Below are 18,765 nucleotides of genomic sequence, written 5' to 3'. Positions count from 1 at the left end.
CCGACAATTTCCCGGCTATTGCACGGAAGATATATCTTCGGGCGCGAGCAATCCGGTATCGGTGGGCAGAGTCGCGATCACCGATTCCAGGCGCCGATGGTGTTCGTCGGCGACCGCGAGCAGCCGCTCGACATCGCGGGCCAGGAACGCGTCGAGCATCGCGATGTGGTCGGAGTGCAATCGCTCCCGGTCACACCGATCGATGTGGACCATGGATTGCACGGGTTCGGTGACGTTCCAGGCGGCTTCGAGCATGTGCAGCAGCCGGAACATCCGCGACGGGCGGGTCAGCGCGACATGAAAGCTGCGCGACTGGCGCTGATAGGTCTCCGGGTCGTCGTCGAGGATCGCGCGCTCGAGGAGTTCGTTCACCGCGAGCAGATGCGCGCGTTCGGCCTCGCCGGCGTTGGTCGCCGCGGCCGCGAGCGAGGCGGTTTCCAAGGTGTCGCGCACGATGTACATCTCACGCAATTCCCGGGGCGTGAGCTGGGCCACTTGATAGCCGCGCTGCGGGCGATGGGTGACCAGCCCCTCCCCGATCAGCGTCTTGAGCGCCTCGCGCACGGGGATGTGGCTCACGCCGAACAGCACGGCCACCTCACGCAGCGGAATCACGGTGGTCGGTGGCACGGCGCCGTCGAGGATCACCCGGCGCAGTTCGCCGAGGATCACCTGGGGGCGGCCGGGCTCGTCCACCACGAGCCTCGCGAGCAGCGCCGATCGTCTTCTCGGGGGCATACCCACATGCTATGGACGATGTATTGCGAGCGCTGTCCGCTATGTGACGGTCAGGAAACGATCACCGTACCGACCGGTCCTGTGTGCGGGGTGGCATGCTCGAACGATGGGAGTTTCGACAACGCAGTCGGTGGATCGCCGTTTCGTCAGCCTGGTCGCGATGTTCGACCGCCTCTTCCGCAAACCGTCGCACGGTGGCGGCGCGCTGTGCGTGTACCTGCACGGCGAGCCGGTCGTCGACGTCTGGGCGGGGTACGCGAGTCCCGGGGTGCCGTGGGCGTCGGACACGGTCGCGCTGGCCTTCTCCACCGGAAAAGGCGTCGCCTCCACCGTGATCCATCAGCTCGCCGAGCGCGGCCACCTCGGCTACGACACCGCGGTGGCCGAGTACTGGCCCGAGTTCGCGGCGGCGGGCAAGGGCCACATCACGGTGCGCGACGTGCTCACCCACCGCGCCGGCCTGCATCGGCTGCGCGGCCTGCTGCCCGGGCCCGTGGAACGCTTCCTCGACGACGAGGCCGTCACCGTCGCGCTGGCCGCAGCCACTCCCGATCCCCGGCACCGGGTCACCAGCGGCTATCACGGGATCAGCTACGGACATCTGGCCGCCGAACTGGTGCGCCGGGTGACCGGACGCGAATTCGTCGACGTGGTCCGGACCGAACTCGCCGAACCCCTCGGCGCCGAGGAACTCTGGTTCCGGGTACCGACGGAGCAGCGTCACCGCATCGCCACCACCTTTCCGCGCTTGCGGGCCGCGGGCATGGACTGGGACCGGGGTTCGGATCTGCTCACCCGCACCAGATACGCGGCGGCCGCGGAGACCACCCCGCGCGGGTTCGCCGACCTCATCGTCGATCCGCGCGTGCACGACTCGGTCATGCCCGGGGTCAACGGTGTGTTCTCGGCGCGCGCGCTGGCCCGGGTCTACGCGGCGCTGGCGCACGACGGCGAACTCGACGGCACCCGCATCCTGGAACCGGGGTCGATCCGCCGCTTCGCCACCCGCCAGGTCTTCACTCCCGATTACGTGCTGGCCTTCCGCATTCCGTGGGCCCTCGGATTCCACGGAGTCCCGATGAAACCGTCCAAGGCCGAACCGATCTCGGCCTTCGGCCACTTCGGCCTCGGCGGCTCCGGCGCCTTCGCCGACCCCGAGACCGGGATGTCGCTGGCCTTCGTCACCAACCGGCTCGGCGGCAAACTCACGCCCCTCGGCGACGCCCGGCTCACCCGCCTCGGCACCATGGCCCACAACATCGCCAAGGCCGCCTAGCCGTCATCGCCATCGCCACCGGCGCGTGGTGATCACCGGTCCCCACGCCCGGCTGGCACGATGTGGCCATGGAGACCGTCGGACTCGAGCGGATCGAGGCGGCCGCGCGGCTGTTGGCGCCGGTGATCCGGCGCACGCCGACCGTGGGGTCGCGGGTGCTGTCGGAACGGGTCGGTGCGCAGGTGCTGCTCAAATGCGAGAACCTGCAGCGCACCGGCTCGTTCAAGCCGCGTGGCGCCTACAACCGGATCGCGAATCTCCCGGCGGCCGAGCGGGCGCGCGGGGTGGTGGCGGCCAGCGCGGGCAATCACGCGCAGGGTGTCGCGTGGTCGGCCGCCGAGCTCGGCATCACCTCGACGGTGTTCATGCCGATCGGCGCGTCACTGCCCAAACTGGTGGCGACCCGCGCCTACGGCGCCGAGGTGCATCAGGTGGGCGACACCATCGACGAATCCCTGCTCGCCGCACAGGAATTCGCCGAGCGGACGGGTGCGACGCTGATCCACCCGTTCGATCATCCCGATATCGTGGCCGGTCAGGCGACGGTGGCGCTGGAGATCCTCGAGCAGGTGCCCGACGTCGGCACCGTCGTCGTACCGACCGGCGGTGGCGGCCTGCTCGCCGGTGTGGTGGTGGCGCTGCACGCGCTCGCGCCGCGGGTCACGGTGATCGGGGTGCAGGCGGCAGAGGCCGCGGCCTGGCCCGATTCCCTGGCGGCGGGCAAGCCGGTCCGGGTGCCGCGCATGGCGACGATGGCCGACGGCATCGCGGTCGGCTTGCCCGGCGCGGTGCCGTTCGCGCACGTCGCGGAGCTGGTTGGCGAAATCGTGACCGTCGACGAGGACGCGCTGTCGAAGGCGCTGCTGCTGTGCCTGGAACGGGCCAAGCTCATCGTCGAACCGGCGGGCGCGGCGGGTGTGGCCGCGCTGCTGTCCCCGCTGCGCGACCGCGCGCTGCCCGGCCCGGTGGTGACCATCCTGTCCGGCGGCAATATCGATCCGCTGCTGCTCACCCGGGTGATCGGGCACGGCCTCAGCGCGGCGGGCCGCTACCTGGCGATGCGAGTGACCATCGCCGATCGGCCGGGCGCGCTGTCGGCATTGCTCGGGGTGGTCGGGCGCGCCGGGGCGAGCGTGGTCGACATCGTCCACTCACGCACCGGGATGTGGCTCGAGGTCGACGAGGTGGAGGTCTCGCTCACCGTCGAGACGCGCGGCCCCGCCCACCGCGACGACGTCCTGGAGGCGTTGCGCGACGCGGGATTCCGGGTCCGCGCGGAGCTGTAGCGCACCGACGTCAGTGCGCGCCACCGAGTTCCAGCGCGAGCACACCGAGAATCACCAGCCCGATCCCGCCGACCTGCACCAGGGTCAGCCGCTCCCCCAGCAACAGCACCCCGATCAGCGCGATCGCCGCGACACCCACCGCCGACCAGATCCCGTACGCCACCCCGATCGCCATGCCCCGCTTCAGCGCCTGGGACAGGAAGTAGAACGCGGTGGCGTAGCCGATCACCACGACGATCGAGGGAACGAGCTTGGTGAAACCGTCCGAGAGCTTCAGCGACACCGTCGCGGTGACTTCGGAGGCGATGGCCAGTGCCAGCAGGACCAGGGTCATGGCCGCAGGGTAACCGCCGCGCGGCGGTGACGCGCCCGCGGTCAGTTCAGCCAGGCGCGGGCGTCTTCGGCGTTCTTGCGGACCTCGTCGAGCTGTTCGGCGACGCGGACACCGGCGGTGCCGCCGCGGGCGTTGCGGGAGGCGATCGAGCCCTGGACGGTGAGCACGTCGCGCACCCCCGCGGTCAGCGACGCGTCGACGGCGGCGAATTCCTCATCGGTCAGTTCGTCGAGACCGACGCCGCGCGCCTCGGCGGCCCGCACGCAGGCGCCCGCGGCCTCGTGCGCGACCCGGAACGGAACACCTCGGCGCACCATCCATTCCGCGATGTCGGTGGCGAGGGTGAAGCCGGCGGGGGCGAGCTCGGCCATCCGGTCGGTGTGGAAGGTGAGGGTGGCGACCAGGCCCGCGATGGCGGGCAGCAGCAGTTCGAGCTGGGCGACCGAGTCGAACAGGGGTTCCTTGTCCTCCTGCAGGTCGCGGTTGTAAGCCAGCGGCTGGGCCTTCAGGGTGGCCAGCAGACCGGTCAGGTTGCCGATCAGGCGGCCCGCCTTGCCGCGGGTCAGCTCGGAGACGTCCGGGTTCTTCTTCTGCGGCATGATCGACGAGCCGGTCGACCACGCGTCGGCGAGGGTGACGTACCCGAATTCCGGCGTGCTCCAGATGATGATCTCTTCGGCCATCCGGCTCAGGTCGACGCCGATCATGGCCAGCACGAACGCGGCCTCGGCCGCGAAGTCCCGGGAGGAGGTCGCATCGATCGAGTTGGCGGCCGAGGCGGTGAAATCGAGTTCGGCGGCGATCTGCTCGGGGTCGAGGCCCAGCGAGGAACCCGCCAGCGCGCCCGAACCGTACGGGGAGATCGCGGCGCGCTTGTCGAAGTCGCGCAGGCGCTCCAGATCACGCAGCAGCGGATGGGCGTGCGCGAGCAGATGGTGGGCGAGCAGCACCGGCTGCGCGGCCTGCAGGTGGGTCTTGCCGGGCATCACGGCGTCCGGGTGCGCGGCGGCCTGGGCGACCAGGGCATCGACCACATCGAGCACGCCGGCGGCGACGCGGCGCACACCGTCACGCAGCCACATCCGGAACAGGGTCGCGACCTGGTCGTTGCGCGAGCGGCCCGCGCGCAACCGGCCACCGAGTTCGGTGCCGACCCGCTCGATCAGGCCGCGCTCGAGCGCGCCGTGCACGTCCTCGTCGGACTCGGCGGGCCCGAAGGCGCCCGAGGCGACGTCGGCGGCGAGGGCGTCCAGGCCGGCCAGCATGCCGGTCAGGTCGTCGTCGGAGAGCAGCCCGGCCTTGTGCAGGACGCGGGCGTGCGCCTTGGAGGCGCGGATGTCATAGGGAGCCAGCGCCCAGTCGAAATGGGTCGACTTGCTCAGCGCCGCCATCGCCTCGGCCGGGCCGGACGCGAATCGCCCACCCCAGAGCGCACCTTCGTTGGTTCCACTATGGGTCATGGTCGCGGTTTCCTCCGGTCGGCTGGCGGGCATGGCTGGGCACGGCACCGGCCGGTCCGCGTGGACCGGCCGGTGTCGAGACTACGACGTGCTCTCGTACTACTTCTGGTTGAGGTCGCGGCGGGCGGCGACCTTCGAGGACAGGCCGTGGATCTGCACGAAGCCCTTGGCCAGCGACTGGTCGAAGGTGTCGCCCTCGTCGTAGGTGGCCAGGTTGAAGTCGTAGAGCGACTGCTCGGAGCGGCGGCCGTTGACCACGGCCGAACCACCGTGCAGCACCATCCGGATGTCGCCGGTGACGTGCTGCTGGCTGTCCTGCACGAAGGCGTCCAGCGCGCGCTTGAGCGGGGAGAACCACAGGCCGTCGTAGGCCAGCTCGCCCCAGCGCTGCTCGACCTGGCGCTTGTAGCGGCCCAGCTCGCGCTCGATGGTGACGTTCTCCAGGGCCTGGTGCGCGGTGATCAGCGCGATGGCGCCCGGGGCCTCGTAGATCTCGCGGCTCTTGATGCCGACGAGCCGGTCCTCGACCATGTCGAGGCGGCCGACACCCTGGCGTCCGGCGCGGGTGTTCATCTCCTCGATGGCCTGCAGCACGGTGACGGGGCGGCCGTCGATGGCGACCGGCACACCCTTGTCGAAGGTGATGATGACCTCGTCGGGCGCCTCGAAGTTCACCGTCGGATCGGCGGTGTAGTCGTAGACGTCCTTGGTCGGCGCGTTCCACAGGTCCTCGAGGAAGCCGGTCTCGACCGCGCGGCCCCACACGTTCTGGTCGATGGAGAACGGCGACTTCTTGGTGACGTTGATCGGCAGGTTGTTCTGCTCGGCGAAGGCGATGGCCTTCTCGCGGGTCCAGGCGTAGTCGCGGACCGGGGCGATGACTTCCAGATCGGGCGCGAGCGCGCCGATGCCGACCTCGAAGCGGACCTGGTCGTTGCCCTTGCCGGTGCAGCCGTGCGAGACGGTGGTCGCGTTGTGGAACTTCGCGGCCTCGACCAGGTGCTTGACGATCAGCGGGCGGCTGATGGCCGACACGAGCGGGTACTGGCCCATGTACATCGCGTTGGCCTGGATGGTGGGCAGGCAGTACTCGTCGGCGAACTCGTCGCGCGCGTCGACCACGATGGCCTCGACGGCGCCGCAGTCCAGGGCGCGCTGGCGCACCACGTTCATGTCCTCGCCGCCCTGGCCCAGGTCGATGGCCACGGCCACCACCTCGGCACCGGTCTCCTTCGCGATCCAGCTGATGGCGACGGAGGTGTCAAGCCCACCGGAGTAGGCGAGTACGACGCGATCGGACATGTCTGTTGTGCTCCTCGAAGTGTGTGGTCGTTCCGCTGCACGGGCTGCCTGGAGCAGTATGAATGCTCCGGCCGCCGGTCGGCTCGCGCCGCTGCTGCAAATGATTATGCACGATGATGCAATCTCATTCATACCCGGGGGTAGTGACGTCGCGCCCGACCTCGTCCGATTCCCACGAAATCGCCTACTACCTGCGGTGACATCGCGTCAGCAACTTGGCAGCAAGCATCAACTGTGAGACGCTGGTCACACCAACTACCCATCGGTCGGGGTCGAGGAGTGGACATGCAGCAGCTACGTGATTTCGCCCAGGCGAACTACGACCTCATCGGGGCCGTCGTCATCGGGTTGGGCAATCTGGGGTTGACGGTCGCCAAGACGGTGATCGACCTCGGAACGCCGATCCTCCAGGGCTTCTTCGCCTGATCCCCGCCCTCACCACCCCGGGAGCATCCATGGTCGACACCATCCTGCAGTTCCTGTCCGACAACTACGAAGCGGGTGCCACCGCGGGCCTGCACGTCGGCCGCGTGCTGTTCGACCTGAGCGCCCCGCTGGCGCTCGCCATCCTGAACTTCCTCGCCTCCTGACCGGGCCGGGCGGTCAGCGCCCGGTCGCGCGCAGGCGCTCGGTGAGCCCGGCCCGCACCCGCGGCCAGTCCTCGGCGGTGATCGAGAACAGCACGCTGTCGCGCACGGTCCCGTCCTCGCGCCGGAACTGACGCCGCAGCGTGCCCTCGTACTGCGCCCCGAGCCGCGCGATCGCCTGCTGCGAACGATGATTGCGCACATCGGTCTTCAGCTGCACCCGACCCACGTGGAGCTCGTCGAACGCGTATTCCAGCAGCAGCAGTTTGGCTTCCGGGTTGACCGGACCGCCCCAGACCGACGGCGTGTAGGCGGTGAACCCGATTTCCAGCGCCGCGTCCCGCGGGCGGACATCCAGGTAGGACGTGACGCCGAGCACCGCGCCCGCCGCTCGATCGCCGATCTCGGTGCGCGCGCGGACGATCCAGACATGCCAGTCGGGGTGGGCGTTCAATTCCCGGAGATGATCGGCGAATTCGCTCGCCGCGCGTGGGCGCCAGGGCAGGTGCGCCCAGACCGCGTCCGCGTCGAGGGCGGCGAAGAGCTCACCGGCGTCCGCCGACGGATCGACCGTGGTCAGCCGCACCGTCTCGCCGCGCAACCGGGCGCCGTCGGGCACCGGCCACACCATGTCCGGCCAGGGCTTGTCGTCGGGCCGGGGATCGGGCACGGGCTGGAATCGGACGGTCGCGGAACTCTCGGGCACGTGTGCAATGTAGTGCCCCTGCCGGCGGTGTGTGGCACTCTGGGAGAGCACTATTCGGCTCGCCAACGTGAGGACGAACAAGATGCTCCATTACGTCGCACAGGAATTCTCCACTCTCGGCAACGGTGTGCTCGATGTCGGCCGTGCCCTCGTCGCCCTGGTCCAGGACATCATCGACGTCGCCACTCCGGACTCTCCGGGCGGCGGCGCGGGCGGCGGGCAGTATCCGTTCAACTGACCCGGCGTGGGCTCCCGCCGCTGAGCGGAGCGCGCCGCTAACCTCCCCGGCATGGCCGCCGACGACGTGCGTCTCCACGCGGGCACCGCTGGACTGACCATCGCCCCGGGAGACGGCGGCGCGCTGCACAGCCTCACCGTCGACGGGACCGAGCTGCTCCGCCAGGACCCAGGGACCGGGTGTTTCGTCATGGCGCCCTGGGCGGGCAGGCTCGGCTACGGGACCTTCACCGTCGGCGACCGGACCTATCGGATGCCGATCAACAATCCGCCGCACAGCATTCACGGCACCGCGCGCGAGGGCGCGTGGGATGTCGTGTCCGCCTCGGCGACCGAGGCGACGCTGCGGCACCGGCTGACCGATCCGTGGCCGTTCGCGGGTACCGTCACCCAGCGGTTCGCCCTCACCGACACCGGCCTCACCCTCGAGTTGCGCATCACCACCGACGCCGATCCCTTTCCCGCCCAGGGCGGTTGGCATCCGTGGTTCCTGCGCGAGGTCGCCGCGGCGTCCGGGCCGCTGGTCCTCGAGTTCCAGCCGGGGTGGCAATACGAGCGTGGGCCGGACTATCTGCCCACGGGCCGCCGCCTCCCGCCGTCTCCCCCGCCGTGGGACGACTGCTTCGGGATGCCCGACGGTGTCCTCGCGCGCCTCACCTGGCCCGGCTTCCTGGAATTCACGATCGCCGCGCCCGTCACCGATGTCGTCGTGTGGACCCTGCCGACGGAGTCGCTGTCGGTGGAGGCCCAGTCGGGTCCGCCCAACGGCCTGAATACCGATCCCCGGATGGTCACGCCGGACACGCCGCTGGATGTCCACGTGGCCTGGACCTGGCGACGGCTCTGACACTCCCCGCGCACGACCTCGACGACGGGCGGGCCACCACCCGGTAGGGCGCGTCGGCCGCGGGGCCCGCTCGTCGCCCTCTTCCTCGGCGCGCTCACCCACCTCGACTAGGACTCCCGCACGCAGACAGCCGGTTTCGTGGTCGAGCACTGGTCACCTGTCGCGCGTCCCGCTCGTCGAGGTGGATCAAGGCTTTCGGTCTACTGCGATGATCGGATACCGCGGAAGGTGAGGGCGACCACGAAGGTCAGGGCCGCGATCACGGCGGCGGCGCCGAACGCGGCGGTCATCCCGCCGACGAGGGCGTGCGTCGGTGAACCGCCCGCCTCGCGGGCCGCGGTGCCGAAGACCGTCACCAGGACGGCCAGACCCAGCGCGCCGCCGGTCTGCTGCATGGTCTGCAACGCACCGCCTGCCGCGCCCGCCTCCTCCGGTGACACCGTGGACATGATGATCACGTTCAGCGGCGAGAAGGCCAGCCCGATACCGCAGCCCATGGCGAGCATCGCGACGAACAGCAGCGGGAAGTAGCCGCTGTCGGCCGACAGCCGGGTCAGCAGTACGAGCCCGGTCGTCATCGCGATGGTGCCCGTCACGGTCACCGGTTTCGGGCCGAAGCGGGCCAGTAACCGGGGAATCAGCCGGATCATCGCGAACATCAGTCCCGCCGTCGGCAGGAAGGCGAATCCCGTTGCCAGCGCGCTCATCCCGCGCACATCCTGCAGATACTGGGTCAGGAAGAAGAACATCGACATGCCCGCCATCGGCCCGAGGAACATGTTGAGATAGGCGGCGGCCCGGTTGCGGTCGGCGAACAGGTGCAGCGGCAGCAAGGGCTGCGGCGCACGGAGTTCGATCGCCACGAACGCCGCCAGCAGTGCCGCGCCGACCGCCAGGGAGATGTCGGTGCCCGGCGCGCCCCAGCCCTCCGCGGCCGCGCTGATGAACCCGTAGACCAGCGCGGCGACACCGGCCGTCGCGGTCACCGCGCCGGGCAGGTCGAGCTGGGCGGCTCGCCGCGGCGCGTCGGGCAGATAGCGCAGCGCGAGCAGCACGATGAGCAGTCCGAACGGCACATTGATGAACAGCACCGAGCGCCAGCCGACCCATTCGGTGAGCAGCCCGCCGACGATGAGCCCGATGGCGAATCCGGCGCTGGACATGCCGGAGAACAACGCGAGGACGCGGATGCGTGCTTTGGGCTCGGTGAACGTAGTCGTCAGCAGCGCAAGGGTATTGGGCGCGGCCATCGCGCCGCCGATGCCCTGCAGGACCCGGGCCGCGAGCAGCCAGCCCGCCGAGGGTGCGAGCCCACCCGCCAGCGAGGCGAGGGTGAACAGCGTCGTGCCCACGATGAACAGCCTGCGCCTGCCGAACAGGTCGCCCGCGCGGCCGCCGAGCAGCAGCAGACCGCCGAAGACGAGGGTGTAGGAGTTCATCACCCAGGACAGGCCGGTGGCGCTGAACTCCAGGTCGGTGCGGATGCGCGGCAGGGCCACGTTCATCACGGTGACGTCGAGAATGATCATGAGCTGGCAGGTCAGCAGGGTGGCCAGGACGATGCCCGGCCGGGCACGCGCGACCTGGGCGTTCGCCGCAAGTGTGGTGGTGGTCAAGTGAGCTCCATCGAAGGGGAAGCTAAACGGAGAGAGTCTCCGTTTATGACAGAGCTAGCATAGGGAGAAAGTCTCCGCTTCCGCAAGCCTAAACGGAGACTTCATCCGTTTCCAGTGGAGGATCGAGTGGACGCACCGTCGCGGCCGATGCGCGCCGACGCGCGCCGCAACTACGAACGCATCGTCGAATGCGCGCGCGACGCCTTCGCCGAGCACGGCATCGAGGCGCCCCTCGACGACATCGCCCGTCGCGCCCGCGTCGGCCCCGGCACGCTGTACCGCCACTTCCCGAGCCGCACGGCGCTGATGGAGGCGGTCTACCGCGCCAATATCGAGGCGCTGGCCGCCCGCGCCGCCGAATTGCGCGAAACCCGCACTCCCCCGGACGCTTTCACCGAGTGGTTCGGCGAGCTGGTCTCCTACATCCTGCACCGGCACGGCCTGGCGGCCACCCTCAAGGCCGCGATCGACCGCACCTCCGACGTCTTCACCGCCTGCTCGACCCTGCTGGCCGAGTCCGCCGAATCCGTCCTGGTCCCCGTCCAGGAGGCCGGGCTCGTGCGCCGTGACGTCGGCCCGCGCGACATCCTGCGGCTCGGCCACGGCATCGGCGCCGGTTGCCAGGCCGCCCCCGAGTCGGCTCCCCTGCTCACCGAGATCGCCCTGGCCGGCCTGCGCGCCCCGGCTGCGCCGGCAGGATGACCTGATGCGGATCAGCGTCACCGGCCACATGAACCTCACGCCCACCACCGAAACCCTGGTGCGCGAAGCGATCTCGGCCCTGCTCACCGACTGCCCCGACCTGACCGGGATCACCTGCCTGGCCCGCGGCGCGGACTCGATCTTCGCCGAGGCCGTGCTGGCTGCCGGCGGCCGCCTGGAAGTTGTCCTGCCCTCGCGCGACTACCGCTCGGCCGAGGTGAAGCCCGACCACGCGTCCCAGTTCGACGCCCTGATCGACCGTGCGAGCACGGTGCGGGTGATGGACTTCGACACGGCGGGCAAGAGCGCCTACGAAGCCGCCAACCAGATCCTCGTCGCCGACTGCGATCGCCTCCTCGCGGTCTGGGACGGCGACGATGGCGAACGCGGCGGCACCGCCACCGTCGTCGCCTCCGCCCGCGCCCACGGCATCCCGGTGGACGTCGTCTGGCCGGACGGCGCATCCAGGCAATAGCCGGCTTATCCGGGCAACCGGTTCGGCATCTGCGCGGACCGCCTGGGCAACGGGCCAGGCCGACGGCCAGCGCGTGCGCGAGCAGTCGATCGCGCGGGGGCGAGAAGGATCAGGCCAATTCTTCTATGCGGGCGGCGAGTTCGGCGCCGGTGAGAGGCTCGCGGGCGATGACGGCGATGGTGTCGTCGCCGGCGATGGTGCCGACGATGAAGGGCAGGGCGGCGCGGTCGAGGGCGCTGGCCAGGAAGTGGGCGGCGCCGGGTGGGGTGCGCAGGACGGCGAGATTGCCGCTGGCGTCGGTGGAGACCAGCAGGTCGCCGAGGAGCTTGGAGAGGCGGCCGGTGCCGCCGGTGACGCCGCGGACGGGGCTGCCGTCCTCGGGCACGACGTAGACACCCGCGCCACCGTCGGCGGCACGCAGCTTGACCGCGCCGAGTTCGTCGAGGTCACGCGACAGGGTCGCCTGGGTGGTCTCGATGCCCTCGGCGGCCAGCAGCGTCGCCAGTTCGGTCTGGCTGCGGACCGAATGCGCGGACAGCAGCTCCACGATGCGCGATTGGCGGCCGGCGCGGGTGCGGGCGATGGCGGGCGACCCCTTCTCGGGCGCGCTCATCGACCGACCCCCACGCCGGCCCCGGTTCGCGGTCTCATGCGGCGGCTTTCGCGAGCAGCCAGACCAGCAGCGCCTTCTGGGCGTGCAGCCGGTTCTCGGCCTCGTCCCAGACCACGCTGTGCGGGCCGTCGAGCACCTCGTCGGTGATCTCCTCACCGCGGTGCGCCGGAAGGCAGTGCATCACAATGGCTTCCGGATCGGCGGCGGCGAGCAAGGCGTCGTTGACCTGGAACGGACGGAACGGGCCGACCCGGTCGAGGCCGTCGTTCTCCTGGCCCATCGAGGTCCAGGTGTCGGTGACGAGCACGTCCGCGCCGGTCGCGCCCGCCACCGGATCGTCGGTGACGCTCACCGTCGCGCCGGTCTCCGCGGCCCGCTTGGCGGCGGCCTCGAGGATCCACGGCAACGGCTCGAAACCGGCGGGCGCGGCGACGGTCACGTGCATGCCCGCGGTGACCCCGCCCAGCAGCAGCGAGTGCGCCATATTGTTGGCACCGTCGCCGAAGTAGGTGAGACGAAGCCCGGCGAGGGCTCCCTTGCGCTCGCTGATCGTCTGCAGATCGGCGAGCACCTGGCAGGGATGGAACTCGTTGGACAGCGCGTTCACCACGGGAACCGTCGCGGTGGACGACATCTCGTCGAGGCGCGACTGTTCGAAGGTCCGCCAGACGATGGCCTCGACATAGCGCGAGAGCACGCTGCCGGTGTCGCCGAGGGTCTCCTCCCGGCCCAGCTGGGTGTCGCGGCCGTCGACGACGACCGCGTGCCCGCCGAGCTGGGCGATGCCCAGCTCGAACGAGAACCGGGTGCGGGTGGAGTTCTTCTCGAAGATCACCCCGACCCCGCGCGGACCGTCGAGCGGCCGGTGCGCGAACGGGTTCTTCTTCAGATCCGCGGCGATGGCGAGGATTTCGGCCTGTTCGGCCTGGGTCACATCGTCGTCGCGCAGGAAGTGGCGCAGGGTCACTTGCTGGCTCCCTTCGCATCGGCGGCGGCCTTGTCGAGGATCTCGGGCAGGTCGGCGACGAAGTTGTCGGCCTGGGTTTCGGTGAGCACCAGGGGCGGTGCCAACCGGATCACGTTCGGCTTGGCGGGGTTGATCAGGTAGCCCGCCTCCCGCGCCCGCTCGTCCACAAAGGCGGAGATGTCGTCGCGCAGCACGATGCCGATCAGCAGACCCGCGCCACGGACGTGATCGATCTCGGGATGCTCGAGCAGCGCGATCCCGTCGCTGAGCTTCTTGCCGACCCATTCCACATGGGAGAGCAGGTCTTCGGCATCGATCGTGCGCAGGACGGCCAGCGCCGCCGCGGCGCACACCGGGTTGCCGCCGAAGGTGGTGCCGTGCATGCCCGGGGTGAGCAGCTCGGCGGCCCGACCCTGCGCCAGCACGGCACCGATCGGCAGACCGCCGCCGAGCCCCTTGGCCAGGGTGATCGCGTCGGGCACGATGCCCGCCGCCTGGTGCGCGAAAAACGTTCCCGTACGGCCGATTCCGGTCTGCACCTCGTCGAGGATCAGCAGCGCGCCCGCCCGCGAGGTGATCTCGCGAGCCCGGGCCAGATAGTCGAACGGCGGGACGACCACCCCGGATTCGCCCATCATGGGCTCCAGGAACACCGCGGCGGTGTCGCTGTCGACGACGGCCTCGAGCGCGGCGGCGTCACCGTAGGGCACGTGCACCACACCGGGCGGCATGGGCGCGAACGGCTCGCGCTTGGACGGCTGCCCGGTGAGTGCGAGCGCGCCCATGGTCCGGCCGTGGAAAGCCTCCTCGGCGGCGACGATCTTGGACCGGCCGGTCAGCCGGGCGATCTTGAACGCGGCCTCGTTGGCCTCGGTGCCGGAGTTGCAGAAGAACGCCTTGCCCTCACCGTCACCGAAGTGCGCGAGCAGCTTCTCGGCCAGCTCGATCACCGGTTCGCTGGCATAGATGTTCGACACGTGGCCGAGCGTGCCCAGCTGCTGGGTGACCGCTTCCAGGATGGCGGGATGGGCGTGGCCGAGGCTGTTCACCGCGATGCCACCGAGGAAGTCGACGTAGCGCTTGCCGTCGGCGTCGTAGACCACCGCGCCCGCGCCGCGGACCAGCGCGACCTTCGGGGTGCCGTAGTTGTTCATCATCGCGGCCGACCACCGCTGCTGCAGCTTCTCTACTTCACTCATGCGGTCACCATCGTTCCGATTCCTTCTCCGGTGAACAACTCCAGTAGTACCGAATGCGGCACCCTGCCGTCGATCACATGGGCGCTGGGCACCCCACCCTGAACGGCGCGCAGGCACGCCTCCATCTTCGGCACCATGCCCGCATCCAGGCGCGGCAGCAACTCCGCCAGCGCCGTCGCGTCGATCTCGCTGGTCAGCGAGGAGCGGTCGGGCCAGTCGGTGTAGAGGCCCTCGACATCGGTCAGGACGACGAGCTTCTCCGCGCCGATCCCCTCCGCCAGCGCGGCGGCGGCGGTGTCGGCGTTGATGTTGTGCACCACGCCGTCGGCGTCGGGCGCGATGGTGGACACCACCGGGATGCGCCCGGCATCGATCAGGTCGAGCACGGCGCCGGGGTTGACCTCGGTGACGTCGCCGACCAGGCCGATGTCGGTGGCGACGCCCTCCACGGTCACGGTGCGCCGGGTCGCGGTGAACAGGTGCGCGTCCTCACCGGAGATGCCGACCGCGTACGGGCCGTGCGCGTTGATCAGCCCGACGAGCTCGCGCCCGACCTGGCCGAACAGCACCATCCGCACCACGTCCATCACCTCGGGGGTGGTGACGCGGAAGCCGCCGCGGAACTCCCCCGCCATGCCGAGCTTCTTCAGCATCGCGTTGATCTGCGGGCCGCCGCCGTGCACCACCACCGGGTGCACGCCGACGGTGCGCAGGAACGCCATGTCGGCGGCGAAGGCGGCCTTGAGTTCGTCGTCGACCATGGCGTTGCCGCCGTACTTCACGACGACGACCTTGTCCCGGAACTTCTGCAGCCACGGCAGCGCGTCGGCGAGCACATGCGCCTTGTCCAGCGCCGACAGGGACTGCACCACACCGCTGCTCATGAGCTGTACGCCGAGTTCTCTTCGACGTAGGCGTGCGAGAGGTCGGTGGTGCGCACCATCGCGGTGCCCTCGCCGACATTGAGCTCGATCAGCACGTCGATGTCCTCGCCGGACAGGTCGACCTCGCGCGCGCCGGGCGCGCCGACGCTGTCGACACATACCGGATTGCCGTTGAACGACACCGCGATCCGGTTCGGGTCCAGCGTCACCGGGGCGATGCCGACGGCCGCGAGCACCCGGCCCCAGTTCGGGTCCGAGCCGAACAGCGCGGTCTTGACCAGGCTGTCGCGCGCGACCGCCCTGGCGACGGTGAGGGCCTCGTCCTCGGAGGCCGCGCCGCTGACGGTGACCCGTACCCGCTTGGTGACGCCCTCGGCGTCGGCCATCAGCTGGGCGGCCAGGTCGTCGCACACGGTGAAGACGGCGGCCTCGAGGTCCTCCTGGGACGGGGCGACGCCGCTGGCACCGTTGGCCAGCAGCAGCACGGTGTCGTTGGTGGAGCAGGAGCCGTCGACGTCGAGCCGGTCGAAGGTGTACTTGGTGGCCTTACGCAGCGCCTGGTCGAGCTGCTCGGGAGTGGCCGCCGCATCGGTGGTGAGTACGACGAGCATGGTGGCCAGTGACGGGGCGAGCATGCCCGCGCCCTTGGCCATGCCGCCGACGTTCCACTTGTCCTCGTGATGGAACGCCGATTCCTTCGGCACGGTGTCGGTGGTCATGATGGCGTGCGCGGCGTCGGAGCCGCCGGACATGCCGCCGCCCATCTCGTGCACGATCTCGGTGACGGCGGGGATCAGCTTGTCCATCGGCAGCCGGTCACCGATCAGGCCGGTCGAGCAGACCGCGATCTCGCCCGCGCCGGTCTCGGTGCCCCAATTGCTCAGTGCCGCGGCGAGTTCCTCGGCGGTGCGGTGGGTGTCCTGGAAACCGCCGGGGCCGGTGCACGCGTTCGCGCCACCCGAGTTCAGGATGACCGCGCGCACGCGACCCGACTTCAGCACCTGCTGCGACCACAGCACCGGCGCGGCCTTGACCTGATTGCTGGTGAACACGCCGGCCGCCGCGTACTCGGGGCCCTCGTTGAGCACCAGCGCGAGGTCGGGCTTGCCGCTGGCCTTGATGCCCGCCGCGATACCGGCGGCGCGGAAGCCGAGCGGGGCGGTGACGCCCTGGGTGTGGATCAAATTGCCGTGGTCCGTCGTGTGCGGATCAGGGGTCGTCACGGTGCCACTCCTACGGTGGAAAGTCCTGCGGTCTCGTCGAATCCGACGGCCAGATTCATCGATTGCACCGCGGCGCCCGCGGTGCCCTTGGTCAAGTTGTCGATCGCGCCGATCACCACGAGCAGGCCCGCGTCGGTGTCGACGGCGACCTGCAGGGTGATGGCGTTGGAGCCCAGGACCGCACCGGTCTGCGGCAGGACGCCTTCGGGCAGCAGGTGCACGAAGGGTTCGTCGGCGTAGGCCTTCTCGTAGACGGCCCGCGCTTGCGCGGCGTCGACCTTCACCGGGGCGGTGCAGGTGGCCAGGATGCCGCGCGGCATCGGGGCGAGCACCGGGGTGAACGACACCGAGACATCCACGCCGCCCGCGGCTTTCAGGTTCTGCGCGATCTCGGGGGTGTGCCGGTGCGCGCCGGCGATGCCGTAGGCACGGACGCTGCCCATCACCTCGGAACCGAGCAGGCCGATATCGAGCTTGCGGCCCGCGCCCGAGGTGCCGCTGACGGCGACGACGTTGACGGCAGGCTCGATGATGCCCGCGGCGATGGCCGGCGCCAGCGCGACGCTGGACACGGTCGGGTAGCAGCCGGGCACGGCGATGCGCCGGGCGCCGGTGAGCCGCGCGCGGCCACCGGGCAGCTCGGGCAGGCCGTAGGGCCAGCTGCCCGCGTGGGCGCTGCCGTAGTACTTCTCCCAGGCGGCGGCATCGGTGAGCCGGAAGTCGGCGCCGCAATCGATGACGACCGTGGACTCGGGCAGTGCCTGCGCGATGGCGCCGGACTGGCCGTGCGGCAGGCCGAGGAACACGATGTCGTGCCCGGCCAGGACGTCGGGGGTGGTTTCCTGCAGGACGCGGTCGGCCAGCGGCAGCAGATGCGGCTGGAGCGCGCCCAGGGCGGTGCCCGCGTTGGATCCGGCGGTCAGCGCCCCGATCTCGAGGCGCCCGGTTCGGTATTCGGGGTGGGCCAGCAGCAGACGCAACACTTCGCCACCGGCGTATCCACTCGCACCGGCAACCGCCACCCGCAGTGCGGGTCCTCCCGACGAATCAACCATGTGATGATTATGCACGACTATGCAAGCTCATTCATGGGCAGGTGCGGTCGCGAGCGGCGCCTTCCCCCCGATCAGCCGCGCGACCAGGGGAAACAGCAGCACTGTCGTCGCGCCGGCGGCGACCAGGACCGACGCGGTATCCGCGCTCATCAGCTCCGTCGACACCGCCACCTGGGTGACGGCGACGATGATCGGCAGGCCGGTGGCGGCGAACAGGGCGAGCTGGGCGCGCTCGTGCGGCGATGCCAGATTGCGCCCGTGCGGGACGAACCGCTCGCTCAACCACACCGGCAACCCGCGAGCCACCGCGATGGCCGCCACGAACGACACCCACAGCAGCGGCCGGTCCGCGACGGCGGACAGATCGATCGCCATGCCCGAGACCACGAAGAACACCGGGATCAGCAGCCCGAAGCCGATGGTCTCGAGCTGCTCGTCGACCCGCGGGTGGCCCGCGGCGATGAGCCTGCGCAGCACCATGCCCGCGGCGAACGCACCGAGCACCACATCGAGGTCGAAGCGTTCGGCCACCACCATGAGCACCAGCAGCAACAGGATCGACCCGCGTACCGGCAGCTGGGAGGTGCCGCCGTCCATCCTGGCCAGTGCCGCCCCGAGGTCGGGGATGCGCCCGAACAGCCGCACCGGGATCACCCCGACCAGCAGCGCCGCCAGCACGAACAGGGCGAGCACCACCAGCGCGGCGCCGATATCGTGGCTGCTCAGCAGCACCGACATGGCCACGATCGGGCCGAGCTCACCGACGGCGCCGTGCGCGAGCACCGCCCGGCCCAGCGCGGTGTCGAGCAGCCCGGCCTGCTTGATGATCGGCAGCAGGGTGCCCAGCGCGGTGGAGGTCATCGCGATGGCGACCGCGATGTGCTCGGTCGTCGACTCACTGTCGGCCAGCACGGTGACCAGTCCGAACGCGAAGACGAGACCGGCCAGCCACACCAGCCAGGCGACCCGCCCGGACTTGCCGCCGAGCAACCGGGGATCCAGCTCGTAGCCCGCGAGCAGGAACAGCATGCCCAGCCCGAGTTCCTTGATCAGGTCGACCCCGCCGTCCGCGGTGGCCCAGCCGAGCGCGAACGGCCCGAGGACCGTGCCCGCCACCAGCAGGATCACCACATCCGGCACGAACCCGCGCAGCGCCCGCGACAGCAGCGGCGCCAGCACCGCGACGAGCGCGATCCAGAACAGCGAGACGATCGGCGACGGGCCGTCGGCGGCGGCGAGCAGCTCCATGCGCCTCATC

21 protein-coding genes are annotated in these 18,765 nt (G+C 70.3%); 8 read left to right on the top strand and 13 right to left on the bottom strand.

The window, feature by feature from the left end:
* Nucleotides 1-15: 15 nt before the first annotated feature.
* On the bottom strand, nt 16-738 hold the full coding sequence (locus Q7X29_RS12410) for a GntR family transcriptional regulator (RefSeq protein WP_218718156.1): 723 nt from the start codon (nt 736-738) through the stop codon (nt 16-18).
* Between the two features lie 106 nt (nt 739-844).
* Between Q7X29_RS12410 and Q7X29_RS12405 the strand changes: the two genes are divergently transcribed.
* Both Q7X29_RS12405 and ilvA read left to right on the top strand, forming a co-directional pair.
* Nucleotides 845-2,014, top strand: a complete 1,170-nt coding sequence (locus Q7X29_RS12405) for a serine hydrolase domain-containing protein (protein WP_316574116.1) — start codon at nt 845-847, stop codon at nt 2,012-2,014.
* Between the two features lie 68 nt (nt 2,015-2,082).
* Nucleotides 2,083-3,300, top strand: coding sequence for a threonine ammonia-lyase (ilvA, locus tag Q7X29_RS12400; protein WP_218718158.1), 1,218 nt, complete (start codon nt 2,083-2,085; stop codon nt 3,298-3,300).
* Between the two features lie 10 nt (nt 3,301-3,310).
* Here the strand turns inward: ilvA and Q7X29_RS12395 are convergent, their stop codons facing one another.
* From Q7X29_RS12395 to Q7X29_RS12385, 3 genes are all read right to left on the bottom strand, one after another.
* Nucleotides 3,311-3,634, bottom strand: a complete 324-nt coding sequence (locus Q7X29_RS12395; RefSeq protein ID WP_316574115.1) for a DMT family transporter — start codon at nt 3,632-3,634, stop codon at nt 3,311-3,313.
* A 41-nt stretch (nt 3,635-3,675) separates the two neighbouring features.
* Nucleotides 3,676-5,094, bottom strand: coding sequence for an argininosuccinate lyase (argH, locus tag Q7X29_RS12390; RefSeq protein ID WP_316574114.1), 1,419 nt, complete (start codon nt 5,092-5,094; stop codon nt 3,676-3,678).
* A gap of 99 nt (nt 5,095-5,193) precedes the next feature.
* Nucleotides 5,194-6,396, bottom strand: a complete 1,203-nt coding sequence (locus Q7X29_RS12385) for an argininosuccinate synthase (protein ID WP_218718161.1) — start codon at nt 6,394-6,396, stop codon at nt 5,194-5,196.
* 285 nt (nt 6,397-6,681) lie between these two features.
* On the opposite strand from Q7X29_RS12385, the gene Q7X29_RS12380 reads away from it, so the two are divergent.
* A complete protein-coding gene (locus Q7X29_RS12380; RefSeq protein WP_218718162.1) occupies nt 6,682-6,822 on the top strand; it encodes a hypothetical protein in 141 nt (46 codons plus the stop codon).
* A 29-nt stretch (nt 6,823-6,851) separates the two neighbouring features.
* The gene (locus Q7X29_RS12375; RefSeq protein ID WP_255587635.1) at nt 6,852-6,986 is read left to right on the top strand and encodes a hypothetical protein; all 135 of its coding nucleotides are present in this window, start codon (nt 6,852-6,854) and stop codon (nt 6,984-6,986) included.
* A gap of 13 nt (nt 6,987-6,999) precedes the next feature.
* Here Q7X29_RS12375 and Q7X29_RS12370 read toward each other — a convergent pair whose 3' ends face one another.
* Complete coding sequence (locus Q7X29_RS12370; RefSeq protein WP_316574113.1) at nt 7,000-7,689, bottom strand: GNAT family N-acetyltransferase; 690 nt, start codon at nt 7,687-7,689, stop codon at nt 7,000-7,002.
* An 82-nt stretch (nt 7,690-7,771) separates the two neighbouring features.
* Between Q7X29_RS12370 and Q7X29_RS12365 the strand changes: the two genes are divergently transcribed.
* Both Q7X29_RS12365 and Q7X29_RS12360 read left to right on the top strand, forming a co-directional pair.
* Nucleotides 7,772-7,927 carry a hypothetical protein gene (locus Q7X29_RS12365; protein ID WP_218718163.1) on the top strand — a complete coding sequence of 52 codons (156 nt, stop codon included), beginning with the start codon at nt 7,772-7,774 and terminating at the stop codon, nt 7,925-7,927.
* Between the two features lie 51 nt (nt 7,928-7,978).
* Nucleotides 7,979-8,773 (top strand): aldose epimerase family protein, encoded by a 795-nt coding sequence (locus tag Q7X29_RS12360; protein ID WP_218718164.1) that lies wholly within the window; start codon nt 7,979-7,981, stop codon nt 8,771-8,773.
* Between the two features lie 200 nt (nt 8,774-8,973).
* Here Q7X29_RS12360 and Q7X29_RS12355 read toward each other — a convergent pair whose 3' ends face one another.
* Nucleotides 8,974-10,389, bottom strand: a complete 1,416-nt coding sequence (locus tag Q7X29_RS12355) for an MFS transporter (protein WP_316574112.1) — start codon at nt 10,387-10,389, stop codon at nt 8,974-8,976.
* A gap of 126 nt (nt 10,390-10,515) precedes the next feature.
* Here Q7X29_RS12355 and Q7X29_RS12350 point away from each other — a divergent pair, with 126 nt between their 5' ends.
* Together Q7X29_RS12350 and Q7X29_RS12345 are read left to right on the top strand one after the other, a co-directional pair.
* A complete protein-coding gene (locus Q7X29_RS12350) occupies nt 10,516-11,091 on the top strand; it encodes a TetR/AcrR family transcriptional regulator (RefSeq protein WP_308248457.1) in 576 nt (191 codons plus the stop codon).
* 4 nt (nt 11,092-11,095) lie between these two features.
* On the top strand, nt 11,096-11,566 hold the full coding sequence (locus Q7X29_RS12345) for a hypothetical protein (RefSeq protein ID WP_316574111.1): 471 nt from the start codon (nt 11,096-11,098) through the stop codon (nt 11,564-11,566).
* Nucleotides 11,567-11,675: 109 nt separating this feature from the next.
* On the opposite strand, the gene Q7X29_RS12340 is transcribed toward Q7X29_RS12345, so the two are convergent.
* The 7 genes from Q7X29_RS12340 to Q7X29_RS12310 are packed head-to-tail and all read right to left on the bottom strand — an operon-like array spanning nt 11,676 to nt 18,755.
* A complete protein-coding gene (locus Q7X29_RS12340; protein WP_218718167.1) occupies nt 11,676-12,179 on the bottom strand; it encodes an arginine repressor in 504 nt (167 codons plus the stop codon).
* A gap of 34 nt (nt 12,180-12,213) precedes the next feature.
* Nucleotides 12,214-13,146 (bottom strand): ornithine carbamoyltransferase, encoded by a 933-nt coding sequence (gene argF, locus Q7X29_RS12335; RefSeq protein ID WP_316574110.1) that lies wholly within the window; start codon nt 13,144-13,146, stop codon nt 12,214-12,216.
* Nucleotides 13,143-14,345 (bottom strand): acetylornithine transaminase, encoded by a 1,203-nt coding sequence (locus Q7X29_RS12330; protein WP_218718169.1) that lies wholly within the window; start codon nt 14,343-14,345, stop codon nt 13,143-13,145. The genes argF and Q7X29_RS12330 overlap by 4 nt, the downstream gene beginning before the upstream one ends.
* On the bottom strand, nt 14,342-15,229 hold the full coding sequence (argB, locus tag Q7X29_RS12325; protein ID WP_218718170.1) for an acetylglutamate kinase: 888 nt from the start codon (nt 15,227-15,229) through the stop codon (nt 14,342-14,344). The genes Q7X29_RS12330 and argB overlap by 4 nt, the downstream gene beginning before the upstream one ends.
* Nucleotides 15,226-16,452 (bottom strand): bifunctional glutamate N-acetyltransferase/amino-acid acetyltransferase ArgJ, encoded by a 1,227-nt coding sequence (gene argJ / locus Q7X29_RS12320; RefSeq protein WP_308248458.1) that lies wholly within the window; start codon nt 16,450-16,452, stop codon nt 15,226-15,228. The genes argB and argJ overlap by 4 nt, the downstream gene beginning before the upstream one ends.
* The gene (gene argC / locus Q7X29_RS12315) at nt 16,449-17,507 is read right to left on the bottom strand and encodes an N-acetyl-gamma-glutamyl-phosphate reductase (protein WP_218718171.1); all 1,059 of its coding nucleotides are present in this window, start codon (nt 17,505-17,507) and stop codon (nt 16,449-16,451) included. The genes argJ and argC overlap by 4 nt, the downstream gene beginning before the upstream one ends.
* 27 nt (nt 17,508-17,534) lie before the next feature.
* Nucleotides 17,535-18,755 (bottom strand): cation:proton antiporter, encoded by a 1,221-nt coding sequence (locus Q7X29_RS12310; protein ID WP_218718172.1) that lies wholly within the window; start codon nt 18,753-18,755, stop codon nt 17,535-17,537.
* Between the last annotated feature and the right edge of the window lie 10 nt (nt 18,756-18,765).

Source organism: Nocardia canadensis, assembly GCF_032656385.1.
In the GTDB taxonomy this organism is placed as follows: domain Bacteria; phylum Actinomycetota; class Actinomycetes; order Mycobacteriales; family Mycobacteriaceae; genus Nocardia; species Nocardia canadensis.
Note: the sequence above shows the minus strand (reverse complement) of the source record. Positions and strands in the feature narration are given on the sequence as shown.